At 75.6% G+C, this 15988-nt stretch carries 16 protein-coding genes; 5 read left to right on the top strand and 11 right to left on the bottom strand.

Going from position 1 to position 15988, the window contains the following annotated elements; all coding sequences use genetic code 11:
• Positions 1 to 78 precede the first annotated feature (78 nt).
• Positions 79 to 1416 (bottom strand): NAD(P)H-dependent oxidoreductase, encoded by a 1338-nt coding sequence (locus AWH51_RS03060; protein ID WP_063070652.1) that lies wholly within the window; start codon positions 1414 to 1416, stop codon positions 79 to 81.
• Positions 1417 to 1610: 194 nt separating this feature from the next.
• Here AWH51_RS03060 and AWH51_RS03055 point away from each other — a divergent pair, with 194 nt between their 5' ends.
• On the top strand, positions 1611 to 2636 hold the full coding sequence (locus AWH51_RS03055; RefSeq protein WP_063070651.1) for a LacI family DNA-binding transcriptional regulator: 1026 nt from the start codon (positions 1611 to 1613) through the stop codon (positions 2634 to 2636).
• 50 nt (positions 2637 to 2686) lie between these two features.
• On the top strand, positions 2687 to 3004 hold the full coding sequence (locus AWH51_RS03050; RefSeq protein ID WP_063070650.1) for a putative quinol monooxygenase: 318 nt from the start codon (positions 2687 to 2689) through the stop codon (positions 3002 to 3004).
• Positions 3005 to 3087: 83 nt separating this feature from the next.
• Here the strand turns inward: AWH51_RS03050 and AWH51_RS03045 are convergent, their stop codons facing one another.
• The 3 genes from AWH51_RS03045 to AWH51_RS03035 all read right to left on the bottom strand — a co-directional run bounded on the left by AWH51_RS03045 (position 3088) and on the right by AWH51_RS03035 (position 6156).
• Positions 3088 to 4173 carry a DUF418 domain-containing protein gene (locus AWH51_RS03045; protein WP_081234815.1) on the bottom strand — a complete coding sequence of 362 codons (1086 nt, stop codon included), beginning with the start codon at positions 4171 to 4173 and terminating at the stop codon, positions 3088 to 3090.
• 157 nt (positions 4174 to 4330) lie between these two features.
• On the bottom strand, positions 4331 to 4975 hold the full coding sequence (locus AWH51_RS03040; RefSeq protein WP_063070649.1) for a response regulator transcription factor: 645 nt from the start codon (positions 4973 to 4975) through the stop codon (positions 4331 to 4333).
• Positions 4972 to 6156 (bottom strand): sensor histidine kinase, encoded by a 1185-nt coding sequence (locus AWH51_RS03035; protein WP_063070648.1) that lies wholly within the window; start codon positions 6154 to 6156, stop codon positions 4972 to 4974. Before AWH51_RS03035 ends, AWH51_RS03040 begins: the two co-directional genes overlap by 4 nt.
• 73 nt (positions 6157 to 6229) lie before the next feature.
• On the opposite strand from AWH51_RS03035, the gene AWH51_RS03030 reads away from it, so the two are divergent.
• Positions 6230 to 7249: a S41 family peptidase gene (locus tag AWH51_RS03030; RefSeq protein ID WP_107490150.1), complete on the top strand. Its 1020-nt coding sequence runs from the start codon at positions 6230 to 6232 to the stop codon at positions 7247 to 7249.
• A 21-nt stretch (positions 7250 to 7270) separates the two neighbouring features.
• Here the strand turns inward: AWH51_RS03030 and AWH51_RS03025 are convergent, their stop codons facing one another.
• The 5 genes from AWH51_RS03025 to AWH51_RS03005 form a co-directional block, all read right to left on the bottom strand.
• Complete coding sequence (locus AWH51_RS03025) at positions 7271 to 8311, bottom strand: zinc-dependent alcohol dehydrogenase family protein (protein ID WP_063070646.1); 1041 nt, start codon at positions 8309 to 8311, stop codon at positions 7271 to 7273.
• A gap of 127 nt (positions 8312 to 8438) precedes the next feature.
• On the bottom strand, positions 8439 to 8948 hold the full coding sequence (locus tag AWH51_RS03020; RefSeq protein ID WP_063070645.1) for a tetratricopeptide repeat protein: 510 nt from the start codon (positions 8946 to 8948) through the stop codon (positions 8439 to 8441).
• Between the two features lie 114 nt (positions 8949 to 9062).
• Positions 9063 to 10001, bottom strand: a complete 939-nt coding sequence (locus tag AWH51_RS03015) for a hypothetical protein (protein ID WP_063070644.1) — start codon at positions 9999 to 10001, stop codon at positions 9063 to 9065.
• Positions 9998 to 10645 (bottom strand): response regulator, encoded by a 648-nt coding sequence (locus tag AWH51_RS03010; protein WP_254654449.1) that lies wholly within the window; start codon positions 10643 to 10645, stop codon positions 9998 to 10000. Before AWH51_RS03010 ends, AWH51_RS03015 begins: the two co-directional genes overlap by 4 nt.
• Positions 10638 to 11888, bottom strand: coding sequence for a sensor histidine kinase (locus AWH51_RS03005; RefSeq protein ID WP_063070642.1), 1251 nt, complete (start codon positions 11886 to 11888; stop codon positions 10638 to 10640). Before AWH51_RS03005 ends, AWH51_RS03010 begins: the two co-directional genes overlap by 8 nt.
• 294 nt (positions 11889 to 12182) lie before the next feature.
• Here AWH51_RS03005 and AWH51_RS03000 point away from each other — a divergent pair, with 294 nt between their 5' ends.
• Together AWH51_RS03000 and AWH51_RS02995 are read left to right on the top strand one after the other, a co-directional pair.
• Positions 12183 to 13280, top strand: a complete 1098-nt coding sequence (locus AWH51_RS03000) for a phosphate ABC transporter substrate-binding protein PstS (protein ID WP_063070641.1) — start codon at positions 12183 to 12185, stop codon at positions 13278 to 13280.
• 104 nt (positions 13281 to 13384) lie between these two features.
• A complete protein-coding gene (locus AWH51_RS02995) occupies positions 13385 to 13759 on the top strand; it encodes a DUF6804 family protein (protein ID WP_063070640.1) in 375 nt (124 codons plus the stop codon).
• On the opposite strand, the gene AWH51_RS02990 is transcribed toward AWH51_RS02995, so the two are convergent.
• Complete coding sequence (locus AWH51_RS02990; RefSeq protein WP_063070639.1) at positions 13722 to 14513, bottom strand: alpha/beta hydrolase; 792 nt, start codon at positions 14511 to 14513, stop codon at positions 13722 to 13724. The two genes, AWH51_RS02995 and AWH51_RS02990, sit on opposite strands and share 38 nt — an antisense overlap.
• Entirely contained in the window at positions 14513 to 15658 is a 1146-nt protein-coding gene (locus tag AWH51_RS02985) for a glutathione S-transferase family protein (protein ID WP_063070638.1), read from the bottom strand. The genes AWH51_RS02990 and AWH51_RS02985 overlap by 1 nt, the downstream gene beginning before the upstream one ends.
• Positions 15659 to 15988 lie beyond the last annotated feature (330 nt).

The raw sequence follows: 15988 nt of genomic DNA, 5'->3' as shown, positions 1-15988 counted from the left end.
CATCGAAAAGCGGTGCGGGTGGGTCGTGCGGGGAGGGCTCCCGGGCGGCGCGCCCGGGAGCCGTGCGGCGATGCGGGGTCAGGACCGGAGCAGCGCCTCGGTCTCGCGGCGGAGCTCGATGGCCTCGGAGAGCGAGTCGTCGATGATCACGTCGGCCCAGCCCACGGTCTCGCCCTGGGCGATGTCGCGGGTCAGCTCCACGTGGTGGGCGAGCGCGACGGGGAGGGCGCCCGTCGCGACGGAGTGGCGGGCGGAGACGAGCTTGCCGTAGACCGTGAAGCCGCCCTCGCCGTCGAGGAGCTCGCCCGCCGTCAGGTCCTTCTTCGCGGTCGCGACGACGTCGCCGTAGAAGCCGTCGGGGTGGCCGGTGGAGATCCCGCGGAGGGCGGCGTTGGCGATCGACACGTTGAGCTCCAGGCCGACGTAGTGGTACGGCCGGTAGAGCGCCGCGTACCGCCCGGTGGGGTCCGGGTGCCAGGGGTACTCGTCGAAGCAGGTGGCGACGTAGTCGTTCGTGGCCTTGACCACGACGTAGACGCCCTCCTGCGTGTTGTGCGGGATGGGCGAGCCGTCGCGCTCGACGCTCGACATCACGTCGACCGTGCCCTCGTGGGCGAGGGCGCCGCCGAGGTCGCGCGGCCGGCCGATGGTGGCGATCTGCTCGACGTCGCCGGGAGTGAAGGTGAGCCCGGAGTCCGAGGGCACGAGGCCGGCCGCGTTCGCGACCGCGGCCATCTCGATGGCGGCCTTCGTGCCGTCGCGGAACGACGTGTGCATGTACGGGTTCAGCTGGCCCGAGTCGGTGAGCTCCTTGCTGAACTCCCAGTTCTCCCAGACGTTGTCGGGATTCATCTGGTGGTAGTGCTCGAGGTACTTGGCGCCCTTGCCGGCGCACACGACGTCGAAGCCGCTCGTGCGGGCCCAGTCGACGAGCTCCATGATGAGCGCCGGCTGGTCGCCGTACGCCATCGAGTACACGACGCCCGCGGCCTCGGCCCGCTTCTGCAGCGCGGGGCCGGCGAGGGCGTCCGCCTCGACCGTGACCATGATGATGTGCTTGCCGGTCGCGATCGCCCGCAGCGCGTGGTGCACGCCGACGATGGGGTTGCCCGTCGCCTCCACGATCACGTCGATGTCGCTCTCGAACAGCGCCGCGGCGTCCGCGACGATCGTGGTGGTGCGGTTCGCGAGCGCCTCGGGGATGTCGGCGGCGACCAGCTCGTCCGGCCAGTCGACGAGGGCGAAGGCGCCCCGTGCGCGCTCGGTGTTGATGTCGGCGATGGCGACGACGTGCACGCCGGGGATGTTGCGGGCCTGCGAGAGGTACATGGTGCCGTACCGGCCGGCGCCGATCAGCCCGATGCGGATGGGGCGGCCCTCGCGTTCGCGATCGCCGAGCAGCTTGTGCAGGTTCACTGAGACCTCCGGGTCCGGGCAGGCGGGGGACGTCGGCCGCCGGGGCGGAGGACGTCGTCGTCGCATGCGATGTGGGTGTGTCGACCGGTCACGGTGGAACCGGTACCAGTTTTGTACCACCGGGCGTAGGCTGTGTCAACGAGGACTCGATCCGCCTGCCCGGGCACGAGCGAGGCCCGACCGGAGGAGGTCGCGTGAGGAAGCCCGCCACGATCCGCGACGTCGCGCGCACGGCAGGCGTGTCCGTCTCCGTCGTCTCCCGAGTGCTCAACGACGGATCCGGTCCCGTCGCGGTCGACACCCGCCGGCGCGTCGTGGAGGCCATCGCCGAGCTCGACTTCCGGCCCCGCGCCGCGGCCCGCGAGCTCAGCCACGGGCAGGCCCTCGCGATCGGCCTGGTCCTCCCGGACCTCACGAACCCGTTCTTCGCGCGGCTCGCCGACCGCATCGTGTGGGAGGCCCGGGCGCGCGGCGCGCAGGTGCTCCTCATGACCACGCAGGAGGACGCGCACGTCGAGGGGGAGTCGCTGACGAGCCTCCTCGACCGCTCCGTGGGCGGCGTCATCGCGACCCCAGCGGGCGACAACCTCGAGAAGTGGGAGCGCCTCCGCCGGGCGGGCGTCGACATGGTGTTCGTCGACCGGACGCTCGACGGGCTCGACGACATCGACGTGGTCAGCATCCAGAACGACGCGTCCGCCGCGCGTGCCACGGACCACCTGGTCGCCCTCGGTCACACGCGCATCGCGATCATCTCGGGGCCGGCGGACACGTCCACGGGGCGGGCGCGCGTCGCCGGCTACCGCGCGTCGCTCCGGGCGGCGGGCATCGATGCCGACCCGGCGCTCGTGCGGGACGTGCCGTTCCGCGGCGACCTCGGGGCCGACGCGGTCACCGCGCTCCTCGCCCTGCCGGAGCCGCCGACCGCGCTCGTGGTGGCCAACACGGCGCAGGTCGGGGTGGCCGTGCGGCGGATCCAGCAGCTCGGCATCCGCGTGCCGGAGGACCTCTCGCTCGTGGTCTTCGACGACAACCCGTGGAGCGAGCTCGTCTCGCCGCCGCTCAGCGTCGTGCGGCAGCCCATCGACATGCTCGCCCGCCACAGCGTCGAGCTGGTGCTCGCGCGCATGCAGGGCCGGATCCCGTCGGAGCCGCAGCGCATCGAGGTGCAGGCCGACTTCGTGCCCCGGTCGAGCAGCGCGGCGCCGCCGGCGCGCTGACGCCCCGTCCATCCATCCACCACCCGCACCACCCGAACCGAGGAGATCCCATGTCCCAGCCCGTCGTCGTCACCGCCGTCTTCACGCCCGTCGAGGGGAGGCGGGACGAGGCCGTCGCGGCGCTGTCCCGCGGCATCGCCGAGGTGCACGGCGAGCCCGGCTGCGAGCTGTACGCGATCCACGACGCGCCCGACGGCACCATCGTCATGCTCGAGAAGTGGTCCTCCGGCGAGGAGCTCGCGGCCCACGGCGCGGGCGAGGTCGTCGCGCGGATGAACGCGTCGCTCGCGGGCCTGCTGCAGGCGCCGCCCGTCGTGACGGAGCTGGTGCCGATCCCGGCCGGGGACGAGCTCCAGGGCGCGCTCTGACCGGCGCGTGAGCGCGGGAGCCGGGCGTCGTGGCGCCCGGGTCCCGCTCATGTCGCCGGAGCCCGGGATCCGCGGGCAGCCGATCAGCGCGCGAGTCGGAACGGCGCGCGTGTGCCCCACGTGCCCCACCGCCAGAGCCACTCGAGCGGCCCCTGCGCGAACGCGCGCAGCCAGAGGGCGCTCGCGACGGCCTGCACCGCGAGGATCACGACGACCGCGAGCAGCATCGGCGTCCACGAGGTCGCGTGCGGCAGGTCGAGCAGGGCGCCCGCGGCGAGCATCAGCGGGGCGCCGGTCACGTAGTTGGTGAGGGCCATCCGGCCGAGCGGCGCGAACGCGACCTCGAGGGCGCGGGCCGCGCGCGTCGTCATGAGCAGCGACAGGAGCGCCACGTACGCGGCGGCGAGGGCGAGGCCGGCCGCGGCGGACTCCGTGCTGAAGCCGGAGTCGGCGATGGTCGTGACCTGCCACGCGACGAGCGGCGCGGCGGCGGCGAGGGCGATGACGAGCACGACGGCGGATCCGTGGCGCGAGCGGCCGATCGCCGCGACGACGCCGTAGCGGGTGAGGGCCGATCCGAGGAGGAGCATGCCCGGGACCAGCGTCAGCCCGCCGCCGGCCACGACCACGCTGACCACGACGAGCGCGACGGCGGCCACGGCCGTGAGCGACCGCGGCAGCCACGTGCTCGGCAGCAGGACGACGAGGCCGGCGAGCGCGTACGGCAGGAGCGCCGACCCGTGCTGGAGGAACTCGAACGGGATCGCGATCGCGAGCAGGATCAGCAGGCGGCGGAGCAGCACGAGCCGCGGCCGGGCCGAGCGGCGCTCGGCGGACTCGACGATGAGCGCGAAGCCGATCCCGAACAGCAGCGCGAACACGGGGAAGAAGCGCTGCTGCACGAGGAGCTGGAGCCAGCCGCTCGTGGATCCGAGCGCGGCCATCTCGTAGAAGCCGGCGGCCGTGCCGAAGCGCGTCTGCGGGCCGATGTTCACGAGCATGATGCCGCAGAGGGCGACGCCGCGGATCACGTCGAGCGCGGCGACGCGGCGGGTGATGCCGGAGCGCGGGGCGGCGCCGCCGTCTTCGGAGCCGGAGCCGGAGCCGGGGCGGGGGTGGGGGCCGCGGCTGTTTCCGGTCGTGGCGGGATGCGTCGGGGCGGTGGTCATGCGGGCCTCTCGTCGGCGGGGCCCGCGTCTCGGGCCGACCGCCGTGATCCATGCTCGGGCCGGGCGCGCGGTGCGGCATCGGCCGTTCGGTCGGTCTCCGCGGATCGTTCCCGATGCCCGCGCGCCCGGCGCCGACCGGCGCGTCCGGCTCCATGCCTCAGGGCCGCAGCAGCCCCGAGCTCCACGCCCACGCCGCGATCTCCACGCGGTTGCGGGCGTCGAGCTTCGCCTGCAGGGATCCGAGGTGCGACTTCACGGTGCCCAGCGAGATCACGAGCTCCGCGCCCACCTCCGCGTTCGTGCGGCCGCGCCCGACGAGCGCGGCGACCTCGAGCTCGCGGGCGGTGAGGTCCGGGTGCATCGTGGCGGCGGAGCGCGGCGCGAGGTGCCGCAGCAGGCGCACCGTGACGGACGGGCTGATCAGCTGGTCGCCCGAGTGGGCCGCCCGCACGGCCTCGACGAGGAGGCCCGCCCCCGCGTCCTTGAGGAGGAACCCGGAGGCGCCGGCGCGGAGGGCGCCGTAGACGTACTCGTCGAGGTCGAAGGTCGTCGCGACGACCACCTTCACGGGCACGCGCGCGCGGGATCCAGCGAGCAGCCGCGTGAGCTCGAGCCCGTCCATGCGCGGCATGCGGATGTCGACGACCGCCACATCCGGCCGCAGGCGCTGCGCGGCCTCGAGCGCGGCGAGGCCGTCGCCGCACGACGCGACCACCGCGATGTCGGGCTCGCCCGCGAGGATCCCCTCGAGGCCGCGCAGCACGGAGGGGTGGTCGTCGGCGAGGAGCACGCGGATCGTCATGCGCCGGCGTCCCGGGGGAGGACGGCCCGGACGGTCCAGGTGCCCGCGACGGGCCCGGCGTCGAGGCGGCCGCCGAGGATCGCGGCGCGCTCGCGCATGCCGACGAGGCCGAGGCCCGCGGAACCGGGCACGGGGTCGGCGCCCGGCCGGCCGGTGCCCTCGAGCGGGCTGACGACGGTGAGGACCACGGCGTCGGCGTGCGGATCCTCGGCGAGCGTCACCCGGATCCGGTCGGCGCCGGGCGCGTGCCGGGTAGCGTTCGTGACCGACTCCTGCACGATGCGCGTCGCCGTCGCCCGCACCTCGGCGGGCAGGGGCGCGGCGGTGGTGTCCCGGAGCTCCGCGCGGCGGCCGGGGGCCGCGGCCTCCCACGTGTCGAGGAGCGCGCGGATCGCGTCGTCGGGCCCGTCGATGCCGTCGGCCAGCTCGGGATCGCGCTCCACGCCCGTGTCGCGCAGCGTCCGCACCCAGCGCCGCATGCTCGCGAGCGCCTCGCCGCCGGACTCCTCCATGCGCGCGAGCTCCGCGTCGAGCTCGGTGCCGGGAGCGTCGACGCGGCGGCGGGCGGCCTGGGCCAGGAGGATCATGCCGGTCACGCGGTTCGTGAAGTCGTCGTGCAGGTCGCGGGCCAGGCCGTCGCGCTCGCGCTGGGTGGCGACCGCGAGGGCGAGGCGGCGCTCGGCGTCGGCGTTCCGCAGCGTCGCGCCCACGGCGAGCGCGCACGCGACGACGGCGACCAGCAGGATCCCGAAGGTGGCGGTGTCCGCCGACAGCAGCCGCACCGGGAGGGTCACGGTCGCGAGCGCCACGAGAGCGACCGCCGCCGCGCCGCGCGCGCCGACGGCCCGACGCGTGGTCGCGACGACCGCGACGAGCAGCACGAGCCCCTCGCTGAGCGCGAAGGGCGCGGCGATGCCGGACGCGGCGAGCGGCACGGTCGCGAGCGTCGCCGCAGCCGCGACGGCGCCGACCGTCCACACGGGGACCCGCCCGCGGGCAGTCAGCGCCGCCAGCGCCACCACGGCCACGAGGTACAGGCACTGGCCGACGGATCCGGACACCGCGGCGTCGAGGAGCAGCAGGCCGCCGAGGGCGACGCCGTACCCGATCCGCACGCCGCGCGGGAGGTCGCCGCAGGCCGACGCGGTGCGCGCGGGCCGTCGCGAGGGGGATCGGGTCACCCCGCCAGCATCGCAGCCCGGCGGCGGGGGAGACGACGCGTCGGCCCGCGCGCGCTTCGGGCAGGGTGATCCGGTGCCCACGACGCGCTCCCGCCGCTCCCGCCTGCTCCGCCGCCTCGCCGTCGCGCTCGCCGCGGCGGTCGTCCTCCTCGTCGGCGGGACCCTCGCCGCCGCGCCGCTCCTCGAGAAGCACGGCATCTACGTCATCCCGCCGTCGCCGCAGCGCTACGCCGACATCGCGGTCGACCGGATGGAGGACGGCCTCGCGGCGGATCCGGCCACGGTCGCCGAGGTGCGGGCCCGCGTCGCCGCGAAGGTCGCCGACGCCCGCAGCTACGGCGCCACCTACCCGGCGCTGAGGAAGGCGGTCACGCAGCTCGGCGGGGACCACAGCGCGTTCCTCACGCCGGACGAGGCGGCGGTCGAGTTCCGGGGAGCGCCGCCGACGACCGGCGGCCCCGAGCCTCGGCCCACCGTGACGACGGCCGACGGGATCACGACGATCGTCGTCCCGACCCTCGTCGGCGGGGACGACGCGGCGCACCAGCGCTACATCGACGCGGGCGCCCAGGCGCTCGTGGCCGCCGCGCCCACGACGACCCGAGGCTGGGTCGTGGATCTCCGCGGGAATCGCGGCGGGGACATGTGGCCCATGCTCGCCGCCCTGTCGCCGCTCCTCGACGAGGGCGAGGTCATGTCCTTCGAGTCCTCCGACACGTCCCTCCCCGTCACGGTGCAGGGCGGCGCCGTCGCGGATGACGGGAAGGTCGTCGAGACGAGCGCCGCGGGTCGGGTGCCCGGGAGCCTGCCGATCGCCGTGCTCACTGACGGCATGACCGGGAGCTCCGGCGAGGCCGCCGCCCTCGCGTTCGTCGGCCAGGCGGGGGTCCGCTCGTTCGGGCAGCCGACCTACGGGTTCAGCACGGCGAACGAGCCGCGGACCCTGTTCGACGGCGCGATCGTGAACCTCACGAACGCCGTGGACGCGGATCGCACGGGGAAGCGCTACGGCGTGCCCATCGTCCCGGACGTCGTGGTCGACGACGCGGGGATCACCGCCGCGGTCGACGCCTGGTTCGACGCGCCGCGGTAGTCGGGCCGGGCGGGACCGGGCTCAGCCCACCTCGACCAGCGTGATGCCGGCCGAGCGGTCGCCCGACGCGAGCGCCTCGAGCGCGGCCGGGGCGTCGTCGAGCGGGATCCGGTGCTCGATGAGCAGCTCGGGGCGGAGCGCGCCCGACGCCACGAGCGCCATCAGCTCCGGGTAGTCGTGCGCGGGCATGCCGTGGCTGCCGTGCAGGCTCAGCTCCTGGCTGATGATGGTCGGCACGGGCATCGCCGGCTCGCTCGCGAACAGCCCGATCTGCACCTGGCGGCCGAGCGGCGCGAGCGCGAGCAGGCTCAGTCGCATCGTGGACTCGCGCCCGAGCGCCTCCACCGACACCTGCACGCCGTCGGGGGAGACGGCGCGCACCGCGTCGAGCACGTCCTCCTCCGACATGCCGGACGAGTCGATCGTGTACCCGGCACCCAGCTCCGAGGCGCGCGCGAGGGCGGCCGGGTCGATGTCGACCGCGATGACCTCCGCGCCCACGGCGATGCCGATCATCGCGGCGCTGAGGCCCACCCCGCCGCAGCCGACGACGAGCAGGCGCTCGCCGCGCTGCAGCCGTGCCCGGTGCACGAGCCCGCGGAAGGCCGTGGCGAAGCGGCAGCCGAGGAGCGCGGCGGCACCGGCGTCGAGGCCCTCGGGCACGGGGATCAGGTTGACGTCGGCGTCGTGCAGCGCCACCAGCTCGGCGAACGAGCCCCAGTGCGTGAAGCCCGGCTGCGTCTGGTCCCGGCACACCTGGCCGTTGCCGGCGCGGCACTCCTCGCAGCGGCCGCAGGCGCAGACGAAGGGGACCGTGACGCGATCGCCGACGTGGAAGCGGGTGACCTCGGGGCCGACCTGGTGGATCCGGCCCACGAGCTCGTGGCCCGGCACCTGCGGGAGCTCGATGCCGTCGTCGTGCCCGAGCCAGCCGTGCGCGTCGCTGCGGCAGACGCCCGTGGCCTCGACGCGCACGACCACACCGGCGGCGGACGGGACGGGGTCGGGCAGCTCGCGGACGACCGGCGTCGTGCCGAACTCCTCGTAGACGACGGCGCGCATGGGGGCTCCTCGGGGCAGGCGGGGCCCGACGGGGTCGGGCGGACGGGCCCGTCCACGGTATCCGACGGCGCGGGCGGTGCCCGTCGCGGGACGGGCGGTCCCTGCTCCGCTGGCCCGGCCGCGTCGGCTACGCGGGCTCCGCCGCGTCGAGGGACGCGAGGTGCTCCGCGTTGCCGCGGATGGCGGGCAGGTAGCGCTGCAGCTCCGGGTCGGGCACGCGGTCGGCGACGACCAGGAGGATCCGCGCGAGCGCCGCATCCGCCCGCCCCGCCGCGTGCAGCGTCAGCGCCTCGAACACGGCGAGCGACGACGAGTCCGGGAACTCGGCCCGCACCCGCGCGAACAGCGCGAGCGACTCGTCGACGCGCCCGAGGTTCCGCAGCGTGCTGCCGTGCTGGAGGTAGCAGCGGCGGCGGATGTCGCCCGTGAGACCCTGCGCCTCCGCGCGCTCGTAGAGCTCGAGCGCCCGGGCCTCCTCGCCCGCGGTGTCGTAGGCGCCGCCGACCTCGTAAAGCACGCGGGCGTCGTCCGGGTGCCGCTCCAGGAGGGGGAGGAGGGCGGCGATGGTCGGGCCCATGTCGTCGCGGTCGCGCGCGGCGACGATGCGGTCGAGCTGGGCGTCGAGGGTCTCGGGCATGGAGCGCCTCTCGTCGGGGTGGAGGGGGAGGGCGCCAGCCTGCCACGGGCCGTGCGGCGCCCGAGCGGATCCCGTCCGCCGGGCGCCGTCCGGGTCAGCTGCGCGGCATCCCGTTCAGCCGCGGTCGTCCGCCTCCGCGCCGTCGCCGAGCAGCACCTCGCGCACAGCGGCGGTCGTCGCGACCACCTGGCGGGCACGCGCGGAGGAGAGCATGGCGGCGTCGGCCGCGGTCACGAGCGACTCCTCGCGCCACTGCGCGTCGTACAGGGCGGCGCGGTAGCCCGACGACGCCTGGCAGGAGGCGTCGGCGCGGGCGAGCGCGGTGTCCGCCGCGGGCGCGTCGTCGCCGGGCTCGAGCAGCGTCATCGGATCCGCGGGCAGCGGGCGGCCCCGGTCGCGGAGCTCGTCGGCGGAGGACTCGGCCAGGCAACCGCGCCACGCGTCGGCCGCCGCGACGACCGCGGGGTCGCCCAGGGCGCGCTCCCGGGCGTCGGCGCGCAGCTCGAGCGCGCGCATCTGGATGTCCTGGTTCGCGCCCGGGTGCGCCCAGACTCCCGCGCGGACACCGGGGAGGCAGGCATCGAGCGCGCGGCCGCGCGCGTCGTCGTCGTTGCGCGCCATCCGCCACTCCCGCAGCTCGGCGCGCGCGGGATCCACCACCGGACCGTGGCCGTACCGGGCGGCGCGGGCCTCGTCGAGCGGCGGCGCGACGAGGCGACCGTCCGCGTGCGACTCCGGCGCGAGGAGCACCGCCGGGTCGAGCGCGGGCGCCTCGTCCGCGATGCCCTGGGCGGTGAGGCACGGGCGCAGGCGGATGTCCTCGGCCACGTCGCCGGCGTCCATCGAGACGCCCACGGCCGCGTCGAGCGGCATGGTCCACGCCGCGGCGTCCTGCGCGGGCGGATCCGGGACGGGCTCGGTGCGGGGCGCCGGCGCGTTCACGACGGCGACGCCGACGAGACCCGCGGCGACCAGGGTGGCGACGACGCCGCGCGGGGTGCGGATCCGGCGGATCAGGCGCCCGGCGGACGCGCGGATGGGGGATGCGTTCACGAGCGCACCAGTCCTCTCTCATGGGCGAAGACGACGACCTGCAGGCGGCTGCGGAGGCCGAGCTTCGCGAGCACCCCCTGCACGTGCGTCTTCACGGTCGACTCCGAGACGAAGGCCGCCTCGGCGATCTGGCTGTTGGTGAGTCCGCGCGCGACCAGCAGGAAGGTCTCGCGCTCGCGCGGGGTCAGGCGGTCGAGCGCGCCCACGTCGGCGCGGGGCGGCGGGGCGCCGAAGTCGCGGAGCAGCTCCTCGGGGTCGCCCGTGACGTCGCCCGCCGCGGCCGCCCGCACGGTGGCGAGCAGCACCTCGGGGCGGGCGTCCTTGGTGAGGAACGCGGAGGCGCCGGCGCGGGCGGCCGCGTGCACGGCGCGGTCGTCGCGCAGGGTCGTGAGCACGACCACGCGAGGGGCCCGGTCGGCGCCGTCGCGGAGCGACGCGGTCGCGGCGAGGCCGTCGAGCACGGGCATGCGGAGGTCCATCAGCACGACGTCGGGCTGCTCGCGGCGCACGAGGTCGATCCCGGCGCGCCCGTCGTCCGCGATGCCGACGCACTCGAGGTCGTCCGCGGCGTCGATCTGCATCCGGAGCCCCTCGGTGAACAGCCGCTGGTCGTCGACCACGGCGACGCGCACGCGGTCAGCCACGGGGCACCGCGGCGGGCTGGGCGGTGGTCGCGTCGGCGTCGGCGGCATCCGGCACCACGGCGTCGTCCGCGGGCAGGAAGGCCGTGACGACGAACCCGTCGGCGCCGTCGGGCTCGGCCGTCAGCCAGCCGCCGCCGATCCGGGCCCGCTCGCGCATCCCGGCGATCCCCGCGCCGGGGCCCGGGAGCGAGCCCCGACCGACGAGGGGCGCGGTGCCCGAGGAGCGGATCAGGAGCGCGAGGCCGGGCCCCCGCCAGTCGAGGACGACGGACGCGCGGCTCCGGGATCCGCCGTGCTTGAGCGCGTTCGTCAGGCTCTCCTGCACGATGCGGTAGACCGCGAGCTGCTGCGCGGGCCGGAGGGCGGGGCGCTCGCCGAGCTCGTCGACCGCCACCTCCATGCCGACCTCGCGCATGCGCTCGACCAGCAGTGGCACGTCCTGGAGCGACAGCAGCTCGTCGCCGGCCTCGGTGATCCGCTCGACGAGGCCGCGCACGTCGGACAGCGCGTCGCGGGCGACGCCGGAGATCGCGGTCAGGGCTCCGCGGACCACCTGCGGCTGGCGGTCGGACATCGCGGTCGCGCCCTCGGACTGCGCCACGACGATGGTGAGCGCGTGGGCGACGGAGTCGTGCACGTCGCGGGAGATGCGGGCGCGCTCGAGGCCGAGGCGCAGCTCCAGGTCGGTCTGCGCGAGGCGGTCCTCGGCGTCCGCGAGCACGCGGTCGAGGCGACCGAGGCGGACGGCCGCGCCGAGGCCCGCGCCGAGCGCCGCGCAGACGCCGACGGCGCCGACCGCGCCGAGCACGAGCAGGGCGGTCGCGTCCGGCGCGGAGGAGACGCCGACCCACGCGGTCGGGCCGGATGCGGTGCCCCTGCCGAGGCCGAGCGCCGCGACCGCCGCGCCGACCACGGCTGCCGCCGCGGACGCGACGCGCATCCGCCGGGTGCCGGTGGCGCCGACGACGAACGCGACCACGCCGATCGCCGCGAGCATCGGCCAGGTGGTGGAGTCGACGGGCGGCGCGTACCCGGCGAGCTGCAGCACGGGCATCGCGACGACGATCGCGAGGGACGCGGCGGGCAGCCACACGGCGAGGGCGACGGCCGCGCCGTACGCGACGGCGAGGGTCGCGACGCCGGCGAGGCCGGAGCGCCCGGACTCGGCGACGATCCAGACGGCGGCGTACGCGACGCCGGCGAGCGGCGCGGCGACGGCGGCGAGGAGACGGGGTGGGGTCATGGGCTCAGGCTAGGAGCGCGTCGCGGCCGGAGGGCGCCCGGGCGGCGGACTTCATCCTCGCGACGGAGGCCGGCCCGCGATCCCGTGCCGAGGGCCACCGGCGACGCCCCCAGTTCGAGGGGCGAGGCCCGGGATCACGGGCCCGATCCGCTTTCCCGCACCTGCGGGAAAGCTCGCGTCCACCTGGCGTCCACCTCCCGTACCCCACCCCGGGGATCCGCCTGCATAGCGTCGCCCACGGCCCCGCACCGGCCGAGTGACCACCACCCGATCCATCTGGAAGGCTCCACCCCCGTGAACAGCACCCGCCTCACCGGCGCCGCGGCCCTCGCCGCCGTCGTCGCCCTCGCCCTCTCCTCCTGCGCGTCCAACGAGGCCCCCGCCGAGGGAGGCGCCGCATCCGGCTCCACCCTCGAGGGCACCCTCAACGGCATCGGCGCCTCGTCGCAGGGCTCCGCTCAGGAGGCCTGGACCAAGGCCTTCCAGACGGCCAACACCGGCGTCACGATCAACTACTCGCCCGACGGATCCGGCGCCGGACGCGAGGCCTTCATGGCCGGCGGTCAGAACGCCGCCTTCGCCGGCTCCGACCGCGCGCTCAAGACCGACGAGCTCACCGGCACCTTCGGCCAGTGCGCCGACGGCACGAAGCCGATCGACATCCCCGCCTACATCTCGCCCATCGCGATGATCTTCCAGATCGACGGCGTCAAGGAGCTCAACCTCGATGCCGCCACCGCCGCGGGCATCTTCAAGGGCACCATCGCCAAGTGGAACGACCCGGCCATCGTCGCGCTGAACCCCGACGCCACGATGCCCGACGCCAGCATCACGGCCGTGCACCGCTCGGACGACTCGGGCACCACCGAGAACTTCGCCAAGTACCTCAACACCACGGCCGAGTCCGTCTGGGACGCGGAGCCGAAGGGCGTCTGGCCCTACCAGGGCGGCGAGGCGGCCCAGGGCACGACCGGCGTCGTCGACGCCGTCAAGGGCGGCACGAACGTCATCGGCTACGCGGACGCGTCGAAGGCCGGCACGCTCGGCGTCGCGAAGATCAAGGTCGGCGACGAGTTCGTCGGCTTCTCCCCGGAGGCGGCCGCCGCCATCGTCGAGGCGTCGCCCGAGTCCGAGGGCCGCGAGGAGAACGACATCGCGTTCGACCTCGACTACACGACCGAGGCCGCTGGGGTCTACCCGATCGTCCTCGTCAGCTACCTCATCTCCTGCCAGGAGTACAAGGACCCCGCCGTCGGCGAGCTCGTCAAGGCCTACCTCGGCTACGTGACCAGCACGGACGGCCAGCAGCTCGCCGGCATGGAGGCCGGCGCCGCGCCGCTGTCCGAGACGGTCGCCGCGCAGGTGAAGACCGCGGTCGAGTCGATCAAGTAGCACGACCCGCACGACGGACGCCCCGCCTCGATCCCGATCGAGACGGGGCGTCCGCGCGTCCGGCGGCGCGGCTCCCGCCCGGCGCCCCCTGGCAGACTGGGCGCGTGACCCGCACCCCCGCCGCCCCCGCGTTCACCCGTCCGTCGCTCGCGCCCGGGCTGCTCGGCGCCATCGTGCTGCTGGCCGGGTTCGCGGTGATCGACGGCGACCTGTTCACGGTCGTGCGGTTCGCGGTGGCGATCCTCGCGCTCATCATGATCGTGTTCTCGGTGCGCGCCCGCAGCTGGTGGAGCGCGGCGCTGCTCGCGGCCGTCGCGGTGATGTGGAACCCGGTCGCGGTGATCCCGGTGGAGGCCGTCACCTGGCAGTCGCTGCAGTACGTGGCCGCGATCGTGTTCGTCGCCGCCGGGATCCTCGTGAAGGTGCCGGTGGAGGACGCGCCTACGCCGGGCCGACCCCGAACGCGCGCTCCTCGGTGAGGCCGCGGCGCAGGTAGGCGACGATCTCGTCGAGCGAGCGGCGGGCGAGCGCGGGATCCGCCGCCGGGTAGGCGAGCCAGCCCTGCTCCGCGCGCGGGATGCGCACGAGCCGCGCCTTCGCGCCCGCCGCCTTGAGCGCGGCGACGCCCTCGACCACGTGGTCGAGCCGCGGATCCGCGGCGCCCACGTGCACGAGCGCGTCCGGCAGCCGGTCGAGCCCGTGGCCCTGCCGGTCGGACGCCTGCCCGGTGGGCACGTCGCCCGACGGGCTGATGAGCACCAGCCGCAGCACGGCCGGCCCGTCGGCGTCGCGCGCGAGGGCCGTGATCCGCAGCGCGCGGTCGGCGCCCGGGCCGTCGCCGAGGATGCCGAGGCGCTCGGGCGTGCCGTTCCAGCCGGCGGCGTGCGAGGCGATCCAGGACAAGCCGGCGAGCGCCTGCGCGTCGTCGTCCGGGGCCATCGTGACGACGACCGCGCGGAGATCCTTCGCGAGCGTCGAGGGCAGCCAGTCGCCGTCGTGCCGGGCGAGGACGACGAGCACGGGGGATCCGGTCGCCGAGCGGTCGTGCCCGGGCGGCGTCCACACGGCCACGTCGAGGGGGAGGCCCTGCGTGCCGGCCCGGTGCCGGACGACGCGCGTTCCCGCCGCGGGTGTGCCGCGGAGGGAGCGCGCGACGGCGGGGACGTGGCGGATGGCGAGGCCGAGGATCCGGCGACGCGGGGTGAGCGAGGTCGCGGGCGTGCGTGCCGCCATCAGGAGCGGTCCGCCGTGGCGTCGGCCGATCCGGGCACGGGCTGGCCGGAGACGGAGGCACGCGCCTCCGACGGGCGGGTCACGCGTCCGCCGCGCGGCACGGCGCCGTGGCCCTCGGGCACGCGCTCGTCCTCGCGGACCGGGCCGGGAGGGGTGCCGTCGCCGAACGGCCGGCCGCCCAGCTCCTCGCGCCCGTGCGGTTCGAGCCAGCCCCAGGTCTCGGGGCCGACCGGCACGACGCGCGTCGGGTTGATGTCGGTGTGCGTCAGGTAGTAGTGCTGCTTGATCTGCACGAAGTCGATGGTGTCGCCGAACCCGGGCGTCTGGAACAGGTCCCGCGCGTACGCCCACAGCACCGGCATCTCGTCGAGCTTCTGCCGGTTGCACTTGAAGTGCCCGTGGTAGACGGCGTCGAAGCGGGCGAGCGTGGTGAACAGGCGCACGTCGGCCTCGGTGATCGTGTCGCCCACGAGGTAGCGCTGCGTCCGGAGCCGGTCGCTCAGCCAGTCGAGGCGGGAGAAGAGGCGGTCGTACGCCTTCTCGTACGCCTCCTGGGAGCCCGCGAAGCCGCAGCGGTACACGCCGTTGTTCACGTCGCGGAAGACGAGGTCGGCGACCTCGTCGATCTCCGCCCGGAGGTGCTCGGGATAGAGGTCGGGCGCGCCCTCCCGGTGGTGCTCGGTCCACTCGGTGGAGAGGTCGAGCGTGATCTGGGGGTAGTCGTTCGTGACGACATGGCCGGAGGGGACGTCGACGAGGGCGGGGACCGTGATCCCGCGCGGGTAGTCGGGGAAGCGCGCGAGGAACGACTCCTGGAGGCGCTCGGTGCCGAGGACCGGGTCGCGGCCGTCGGGGTCGAGGTCGAAGGTCCAGCTGCGCGCGTCGTGCGTGGGGCCGGGGAGGCCGAGCGAGATGGCGTCCTCGAGGCCGAGCAGGCGGCGGACGATGACCGAGCGGTTCGCCCACGGGCACGCGCGCGCCGCGACGAGACGGTAGCGGCCGGCCTCGACGGGCCAGCCCTGGGATCCGTCGCGGAGGATGCGGTCCTCGATGTAGTTCGTGTCGCGGGTGAACTCACCCTCCTCGACGTAGCGGCCGGGGGCGCCCGCCTCGTTGGTGCCGGTGGGTGTCGCCTGATCCGTCATGCATCCACCCTAGGCCGGGCCATCCGCGGCGACCGGGCCGGATGCGGCGCGAGCGCGGGCGGCCGCCGGCTTCCCGGACCCCGCCGAGCCGCCCCGCGCACACCGGCGCGCGGGGGCCGCGGCGTACCCTAAACTCTCCCTGTGCCCGTCCTCCCCGAGGCGGCCGGGCGCAGGCGGCGGACCCGCATCCCACCCCCGACCCGGTGAACCCGGTTGCTCGAGGAAGGTCCCCTCGCCGCCGTCCGACCGCACGCGTCACCGTGCGCGACGGACGCTGAGTCCTTCCGATCCGGGAGCGCAGGCAGCGCCTGGCCCCGGCAGTGAACAAGG

This window comes from Clavibacter tessellarius (genome assembly GCF_001618005.1).
GTDB classification, from domain to species: Bacteria; Actinomycetota; Actinomycetes; order Actinomycetales; family Microbacteriaceae; genus Clavibacter; species Clavibacter tessellarius_A.
The sequence above is the reverse complement of the archived record's forward strand: the minus strand, read 5'-3'. Positions and strand labels throughout refer to the sequence as shown.

Excerpts from the sequence above, each read along its gene's own strand:
- AWH51_RS03050 (WP_063070650.1), top strand. The coding sequence starts at position 2,687 with ATGTCCCAGCCCGTCGTCGTCACCGCCGTCTTCACGCCCGTCGAGGGG.
- AWH51_RS03045 (WP_081234815.1), bottom strand. The coding sequence starts at position 4,173 with ATGACCACCGCCCCGACGCATCCCGCCACGACCGGAAACAGCCGCGGC.
- AWH51_RS03040 (WP_063070649.1), bottom strand. The coding sequence starts at position 4,975 with ATGACGATCCGCGTGCTCCTCGCCGACGACCACCCCTCCGTGCTGCGC.
- AWH51_RS03025 (WP_063070646.1), bottom strand. The coding sequence starts at position 8,311 with ATGCGCGCCGTCGTCTACGAGGAGTTCGGCACGACGCCGGTCGTCCGC.
- AWH51_RS03020 (WP_063070645.1), bottom strand. The coding sequence starts at position 8,948 with ATGCCCGAGACCCTCGACGCCCAGCTCGACCGCATCGTCGCCGCGCGC.
- AWH51_RS03005 (WP_063070642.1), bottom strand. The coding sequence starts at position 11,888 with ATGACCCCACCCCGTCTCCTCGCCGCCGTCGCCGCGCCGCTCGCCGGC.
- AWH51_RS02990 (WP_063070639.1), bottom strand. The coding sequence starts at position 14,513 with ATGGCGGCACGCACGCCCGCGACCTCGCTCACCCCGCGTCGCCGGATC.
- AWH51_RS02985 (WP_063070638.1), bottom strand. The coding sequence starts at position 15,658 with ATGACGGATCAGGCGACACCCACCGGCACCAACGAGGCGGGCGCCCCC.